The organism is Nonomuraea aridisoli (genome assembly GCF_003236395.1).
GTDB classification, from domain to species: domain Bacteria; phylum Actinomycetota; class Actinomycetes; order Streptosporangiales; family Streptosporangiaceae; genus Nonomuraea; species Nonomuraea aridisoli.
On sequence record NZ_POUD01000371.1, the window covers coordinates 1 to 7,556 of the forward strand.

General features: G+C 72.4%; 6 protein-coding genes. 3 read left to right on the forward strand and 3 right to left on the reverse strand.

All coding sequences use genetic code 11. The annotated features are described in order from the left end of the window. From C1J01_RS44210 to C1J01_RS44220, 3 genes are all read right to left on the reverse strand, one after another. On the reverse strand, window positions 1–1,488 hold a 1,488-nt coding region (locus C1J01_RS44210; protein WP_111184996.1), incomplete at its 3' end, for a tripartite tricarboxylate transporter permease. Further along, window positions 1,485–1,976: a tripartite tricarboxylate transporter TctB family protein gene (locus C1J01_RS44215; RefSeq protein WP_111184997.1), complete on the reverse strand. Its 492-nt coding sequence runs from the start codon at window positions 1,974–1,976 to the stop codon at window positions 1,485–1,487. The genes C1J01_RS44210 and C1J01_RS44215, both read right to left, overlap by 4 nt. Further along, entirely contained in the window at window positions 1,976–2,947 is a 972-nt protein-coding gene (locus C1J01_RS44220) for a Bug family tripartite tricarboxylate transporter substrate binding protein (protein ID WP_111185001.1), read from the reverse strand. Before C1J01_RS44220 ends, C1J01_RS44215 begins: the two co-directional genes overlap by 1 nt. A gap of 138 nt (window positions 2,948–3,085) precedes the next feature. On the opposite strand from C1J01_RS44220, the gene C1J01_RS44225 reads away from it, so the two are divergent. The 3 genes from C1J01_RS44225 to C1J01_RS44235 all read left to right on the forward strand — a co-directional run. Next, entirely contained in the window at window positions 3,086–4,777 is a 1,692-nt protein-coding gene (locus C1J01_RS44225; RefSeq protein WP_111184998.1) for a sensor histidine kinase, read from the forward strand. Continuing rightward, the gene (locus tag C1J01_RS44230) at window positions 4,774–5,436 is read left to right on the forward strand and encodes a response regulator (protein WP_111184999.1); all 663 of its coding nucleotides are present in this window, start codon (window positions 4,774–4,776) and stop codon (window positions 5,434–5,436) included. The genes C1J01_RS44225 and C1J01_RS44230 overlap by 4 nt, the downstream gene beginning before the upstream one ends. Before the next feature lie 93 nt (window positions 5,437–5,529). Continuing rightward, window positions 5,530–7,556: VanW family protein (locus C1J01_RS44235; protein ID WP_146615956.1), on the forward strand; the 2,027-nt coding region annotated here is incomplete at its 3' end.

Genomic DNA, 7,556 nt, shown 5'->3' on the forward strand with positions numbered 1-7,556 from the left:
GGTGCGGCGGGTCGCGAGGGCTCTGAAGACGGGGGTCAGCAGGGCCAGGGCCGCCAAGACCAGGAGGACGGCGGCCACGGGGCTGGTCACCAGGACGGACGGGTCGCCGGCGCCGATGGCGAGGGCGCGGCGGAGCTGGATCTCGGCCATCGGGCCGAGGATCATGCCGATCACCGCCGGCGCGACGGGCAGGCCGAAGCGCCGCATGGCGTAGCCCAGCAGGCCGAGGACGTACAGGACGAACAGGTCCACCACGGTGGCGTTCAGGGCGTAGACGCCGAGGGCGGCGAAGACCACGATCCCGGCGTACAGGTACGGCCGCGGGATCCGCAGGATGCGGGCCCACAGCGGCGCCATCGGCAGGTTGAGCACCAGCAGCATCGCGTTGCCGATGAACAACGAGGCGATCATGCCCCACACCAGCGCCGCGTTGTGCTCGAAGAGCTGGGGGCCGGGCTGGAGGCCGTACTGCTGGAAGGCGGCCAGCATGATCGCGGCCGTCGCCGACGTGGGCAGGCCCAGCGTCAGCAGCGGCACCAGGGTGCCGGCCGCGGAGGCGTTGTTGGCCGCCTCCGGCCCGGCGACGCCCTCGATGGCGCCCTTGCCGTACTCCTCGCGGGCCACGCCCCGGGCCAGCCGCTTCTCGGCCGCGTACGACAGGAACGTGGGGATCTCGGCCCCGCCGCCCGGCAGCGCGCCGAACGGGAACCCGAGCGCGGTGCCGCGCAACCACGGCAGCCACGAACGGCGCCAGTCCGAGCGCCCCATCCACGCCCGTCCGACCGGCACGACCTCCGGCGGCACGTGACGCAGCCGGGAGGCGACGTACAGGGCCTCGCCGAGGGCGAACAGGCCGACGGCGACGATCACCACGTCGATGCCGTCGAGCAACTGCGGGATGCCGAGCGTGAGCCGGGCCTGCCCGGTCTGCTGGTCGATGCCGATCAACCCGATCACCAGGCCCAGCCCCAGCGAGGCCAGGCCGCGCACGATCGAGCGGGACAACACCGACGACACGGCGGTGAACGCGAGGATCGCCAGGGCGAAGTAGTCGGCCGGCCCGAACGAGATCGCGAAGCTCACCACCGCCGGGGCCGCCACGACGAGCAGCGCCGTGGCGATCGTGCCCGCCACGAACGACCCGATCGCCGCCGTGGCCAGCGCCTGGGCGGCCCGCCCGCGCCGGGCCATCTTGTTGCCCTCCAGCGCCGTGATCATCGACGACGACTCGCCGGGCGTGTTGAGCAGGATGGACGTGGTCGAGCCGCCGTACATGCCGCCGTAGTAGATGCCGGCGAACATGATGAACGCGCTGGCCGGCGGCACCGTGAACGTGATCGGCAGCAGCAGTGCCACCGTCATCGCCGGCCCGATGCCGGGCAGCACGCCGACGAGGGTGCCGAGGGTGACGCCGACGAGCGCGTACAGGAGGTTGACGGGGGTGAGCGCGGCGGCGAAGCCGTCGAGCAGGAGCTGGAACGAGGTCATCGCTGGATCAGCCCTTCCAGCGGCCCGCCCGGCAGGGACACGCCGAGCCCCCAGACGAACAGCGCGTACGTCGCCACGCCCACGACCACGGCGATCAGCGCGGCACGCCCCTTGTGCGCCGCGCCGAGGGCCACCGACAGGCCGAAGAACAGCAGGGACGCGCCGATGATCCAGCCGAGCACGTTCAGCAGCGCGGCGAACGCCAGAAAGATGCCGCTGACCAGGCCGACGCTGCGCCAGTCGGTGGGCGCGTCCACGTCGACGTCCTCGCTCTCCTCGGGGTCGGCGCGGCCGCCGCGCAGCACGTCGGCCACGTAGAAGACGCCGATGACCACCATCGCGCCGCCCACCAGCATGGGGAAGAAACGCGGCCCGAGGCCGAGCTGGGAGGCCGCGGCCGAGACGTCGAGCGTCCCGGCCACGACCAGCACGCCCAGCACCAGCACCACGACCGCCAGCCCGAGCTCGGGCCGCCACCAGCGAGCCATCAGGAGACGAGCCCCATCTCGGCGATGATGGCCTTCACGCGGGTCTGCTCGGCGTTCAGGTAGTCGGCGAACTCCTGGCCGGTCTGGAAGGAGTCGATCCAGCCGTTCTTGGCCACGGCGTCCTTCCACGGCTGCGAGTCGTGCATCTTGGTGACCAGGTCGGTCAGGGCCTTCTTGTCGGCCTCCGACACCCCGGCGGGGGCCACGAAGCCGCGCCAGTTGGACAGCTCCACGTCGAGGCCGCCCTCCTTCAGCGTGGGCGCGTCTAGGTCGGGCAGCCGCTCGCCGGAGGTGACGCCGAGCGCGCGCAGCTTGCCGGACTTCACGTGCTCGGCGAACTCGCCGACGCCCGAGATGCCGGCGCTGACCTTGTTGCCGAGCAGCTCGTTCAGGGCCTCGCCGCCGCCGGAGTGGGCGATGTAGTTGACCTGCTTGGGGTCGATGCCCGCGGCCTTGGCCATCAGCCCGGCCACGATGTGGTCGGTGCCGCCCGCCGAGCCGCCCGAGATCGACACCTTCGCCGGGTCGGCCTTCCACGCCGCGACCATGTCGGCCAGCGTCTTGAACGGCGACTCCGCCGGGACCACGACGATCTCGTACTCCTCGGTCAGCTTCGCGATGGGTGTGGTCTCCGCGAGCGTGACCTTGGACTTGTTCTGCTCGATGGCGCCCACCATGACCAGGCCCATGGTCATCAGCAGGTTGCCGTTGCCCTTCTCGCCGGCGAGCTGCGCCAGCCCGATCGTGCCTCCGGCGCCCGGCACGTTGAACACCTCGACCTTGCGCTGCGGGTCGGCGGCCTTGAACGCCTGCTCGGCCACGCGGGAGGTCTGGTCCCAGCCGCCGCCGGGCGCGGCCGGCGCCATGATCCGCAAGGTGGCGTCGGCGGACGTGCCGCCGCCCTGCGCGCCGCATCCCGTCAGCGCGCCGAGGGAGAGTGCCGCGACGGCGGCGAATACGCGCAAGCGCATGATCACTCCATGGGGGGTCATTTCACTGTGTCAGAACTGGGATGGTGAAACGCTCGTGCGCCCGCGTCGAGCCTTTGTGCGGTTGCCGTCATAGTGGTCGTATTGGTCGCGACCTGGACGTGACCTCGCTTTGTTTCCATGGGCAAGGTGAGACGGGTCCGCGACGCGTCCCTCGGGACACAGTTGTTCGCGCTCCAGATGGTGATCGTGCTGCTGGCCGTCGGCGGCACGGCGGGAGTGTGGGCCGAGCACACGCGCGACCAGCTCGACTCGCTGCACCAGCAGCGCGCCCTGGCGATCGCGCAGTCGGTGGCCGCGCTGCCGCAGGTGCGCGAGGCGTTCGAGCTGGCGCGCCCCGAGACCGTGCTGCAGCCGCTGGCCATGAGCGTCCAGCAGGAGACCGGCGCCGACTACGTGGTGATCGCCAACACCGAGCAGAAGCGCTACGCCCACCCCAACGCCTCGCTGATCGGCAAGCGGCTGTCCACCGACGGCAGCCCGGTCCTGCGTACGGGGAGGAGCTGGGTCGGCACCGAGACCGGCACGATCGGCACCACGGTCAGGGGCAAGGCGCCCATCCGCGACGAGTACGGCACCGTCATCGGGCTCGTCTCGGTCGGCGTGCTGGAGACCACGGTCACCGGCCAGCTCGCCCACGCGCTGCCGCCGCTGATCTGGACCGCGGCGGCCGTGCTGCTCGCCGGGCTGGCCCTGGCCGCCCTCATCACCGCGCGGGTGCGCCGGCAGACGTTCGGGCTGGAGCCGCGGGAGATCGCGGCGCTGCTGGATCAGCGCGAGGGCGTGCTGCACGGCGTCAAGGAGGGTGTGCTCGCGCTCGACCTGGCCGGACGGGTCACGCTGGTCAACGACGCGGCGCGCGAGCTGCTCGGCGACGTCCCCATCGGCGCGGGGGAGGACCTCACGCGGCTGCCGGTCTCCGACCGGATGCGCGACGTGCTCGGCGGCGCCGACCCCGGCGAGGACCGCATCGTGCTGCACGGCGAGCGCGTGCTGGTGCTCAACCGCACCCCGGTGTGGGTACGCGGCCGGCACCGCGGCTGGGTCGTCACCCTGCGCGACCGCACCGAGCTGGTCCGCCTGGCCCGCGAGCTCGACGACACCAGCAGCGCGACCGAGGCGCTGCGGGCGCAGGCACACGAGTTCGCCAACCGCATGCACACCGTCGTCGGGCTGCTGGAGCTCGGCGAGCACGAGGCCGCCGTCAGCTTCATCACCCGCACGACGCGCGGCACGTACGCCGCCGACCTGCGCGAACGCATCCAGGAGCCGACCCTCGCCGCGCTGCTGCTGGCCAAGTCCGCCGAGGCGGCCGAACGCGGGGCCCGGATCGTGTTGTCGGACGACTCCAGCGTGCCCGAGGGCACGCTCGGCGACCCGCAGGACGCCGTCCTGGTGGTCGGCAACCTGGTCGCCAACGCCATCGACGCGCTCGACGGCGCCGAGGGCACGATCGAGGTGTCGGTACGCGCCGACGCCGGCGGGCTGCGCGTACGCGTCGGCGACTCGGGCCCCGGCATCGCCCCCGACCTGGTGGAGGAGGTCTTCAGGGAGGGCTTCACCACCAAGGCCGCCCACTCGGGGCCGCGCGGCCTCGGCCTGGCCCTGACTCGGCAGGCGTGCCTGCGCCGGGGCGGCTGGGTCCGCGTCCGCAACGACGGCGGCGCCGTCTTCACCGCCCTGCTGCCCGCGAAGACGGGCGAGGGAACGCCGTTGGCGGACGAGGGAGCGGAGGGAGCACGGCGACCGCGGCGACGACTGGAGACGACGGCTCCTGGGCGACCGAGCCCGCCGACCGGGGCGAGATCATGAGCGGGCTGCGCGTCCTGGTGGTGGACGACGACTTCATGGTGGCGCGGATCCACAGCGGGTACGTGGCGCGCGTGCCGGGCTTCAGCGTGGTCGCGGTGGCGCACAACGGGGCCGACGCGCTGGCCGCGGTGGCCGAGCTGCGGCCCGATCTCGTGCTGCTCGACATCTACCTGCCCGACATGTCGGGTCTGGAGGTGCTCAAGCAGCTCAACGACGTGGACGTCCTCATGATCAGCGCCGCCCGCGACGTGCCCACCGTCCGTGAGGCCATGCGCGGCGGCGCGATCAACTACCTGATCAAGCCGTTCACCGCCGCCGCGCTGTCCGAACGCCTCCAGCAGTACGCCGACACCCGCAGGCGGCTGACCGCCATCGGCCCCGAGGCCCGCCAGGACGACGTGGACCGGCTCTTCGGCACGCTCAAGACGGCCGCGCCCATGCCCAAGGGACTGTCCGCGGCGACCTGCGCGCTGGTCGCGGACGCGCTGCGGGACGCGGGCCGTGACCTGTCGGCCGCCGAGGCCGCCGAGCTCACCGGCCTGTCACGGGTGAGCGCCCGCCGCTATCTCGAACACCTCTGCGCGGAGGGGCGGGCCGAGCTGCGGCCGAGGTACGGCACCGCCGGGCGGCCGGAACATCGCTATCAGTGGCTGGGTTGACACACTCTCGTAGCCATTTCCCGTGACATATGCCGATCGGCGTGCCTTACTGTTGCCTGAGACTTGGCTTGCGGACCGGGAGGAGATTGAGGCGTGCGAAACGCCGGACCGATCGAATCACCGACCGACCCGTTCGCCTCGGTGCCCTTACCCACGTCGGCCAAATCCAAGAAACCGCGGATCGAAGGGCTGCCCCCGGGCGTCTCCCGGGACATCTTCGGCCCGCAGGACCGGCAGGAGCCCGGACAGAGCGCCGGCCCCGGCGCTCTGGGCGGGCCTGGTGCTCCGGGTGCGCCGGGTGGGCCGGGCGGCCCCTCCGGCAACGGCACGCTGCCACCGCCGGCGCCGCCCGCGCAGCCCTGGCCGATGGCGGGCAAGGAGAAGCCCGCCGCGCCCATGTTCGGCTCCGAGCCCGGGCGGGCGCCGGCGTACGAGCCGGAGCCGCCTCGCCGACGCCGGCTGCTGACCGGCCTGCTGACCCTCGTCGTCCTGCTCGGGGTGCTGGCGTACGTGGTGCCGGCCGTGCTCATGTCGGGGTCGGTGCTGCCCGGCACGCACGTGGCCGGCGTGGACATCGGCGGCCTCACCGTGACGCAGGCGGCCGACAAACTCCGCGCCGAGCTCGGCGCGCAGCTCAGCGGGCCCGTCGTCGTGCAGATCGGTGACAGGAAAGAGACCTTCCAGCCCACGGAGGCCGGGCTCGAGCTCGACGTCGTCGGCACGATCGGGCAGGCCCCCAGCGGCTTCCCCACCCCCGTCGAGGTGTGGCGCGGCCTCACCGGCACGACCGAGCTCCAGCCGGAGATGAGCGTCGACGCCTCGCAGCTCACCAGGCTCGTCGAGGGGCTGGCCGAGACGGTGGACAAGCCGGCCGTCGAAGGCCGGGTGTTCTTCGCCGGCCTGCAGCCCAGGTCCCGGCGCCCCGCCGACGGCGTGGTGCTCGACCGCGACGACGCCGTACGCAAGATCGGCGACGCCTTCATGAACGGCGGCGGCACCGTCCGGCTCAGCCTGCGCCCCGCCACGCCCGCCACCACCCCCGAGGCCGTCGCGGACGCGCTGGAGAAGGCCAGGCAGGCCGTCGCCGCGCCGATCACGCTCGCCCTCGGCGCCAAGCGGGTGCAGATCCCGCAGACCGTGATCGCCGCGAACCTCACGTACGTCTCCGGCGAAGAGGGCGCGCTCGCGCCGCGCTTCGACGCCGAGGCCGCGCTGGCGGGCGTGGAGAGCGGCCTGGTGGACGCCGCCGAGCTGCCGCGCGACGCGACGTACGAGATCGTGGACGGCAAGCCCGTCCTGGTGCCGGCGCGCACCGGGCGCGGGATCGACGACGAGCAGCTGGCCACGGCCGCCGAGAAGGTCTTCGCCGAGGGCGGCGACCGGACGATCCCCGTCCGGCTCGAGGCCATCGCGCCCTCCGTGCGGACCTCGCAGCTGGAAGGGCTCGGGATCGAGGAGCAGGTCAGCTCGTTCACCACGACGTTCGCGTGCTGCCAGGAGCGGGTGAAGAACATCCAGCGCATGGCGCAGGAGCTCGACGGGCACGTGGTCGCGCCGGGGGAGACGTTCTCGCTGAACGACTTCGTGGGCGAGGCGACGGTCGGCGACGGCTACGTCGAGGCCGGGCAGATCGTCGACGGCCGGATGGTGACGATGGTCGGCGGGGGCGCCGCGCAGGTCGCGACCACGATGTACAACGCGGTGTTCTTCGGCGGCTTCGAGGACGTTGAGCACCGGCCGGTCCAGTACTACACCACCGGCTACCCGGCCGGGCGGGACGCGGACCTGGTGTACCCGGACGTCGATCTCAAGTGGCGCAATGACTCCGACACCGGGGTGCTGATCAAGACCGCGTACACCGACACCTCCGTCACCGTCACGCTGTGGGGGACGAAGCGGTACGAGAAGATCGAGGCGGTCGAGTCGGAACGGCGGGACTTCACCCCGTTCCGGCGTGAGACCAGCTCGTCGCCCGAGTGCGTGCCGATGACGGGGCAGCAGGGGTTCACGATCGACGTCACGCGGGTCTTCTACCAGGACGGCAAGGTCGCCAAGAAGGACCCCGCCCTGACCACCCAGTACCTTGCTCTTATACACATCTCCGAGCCCACGAGACTAGC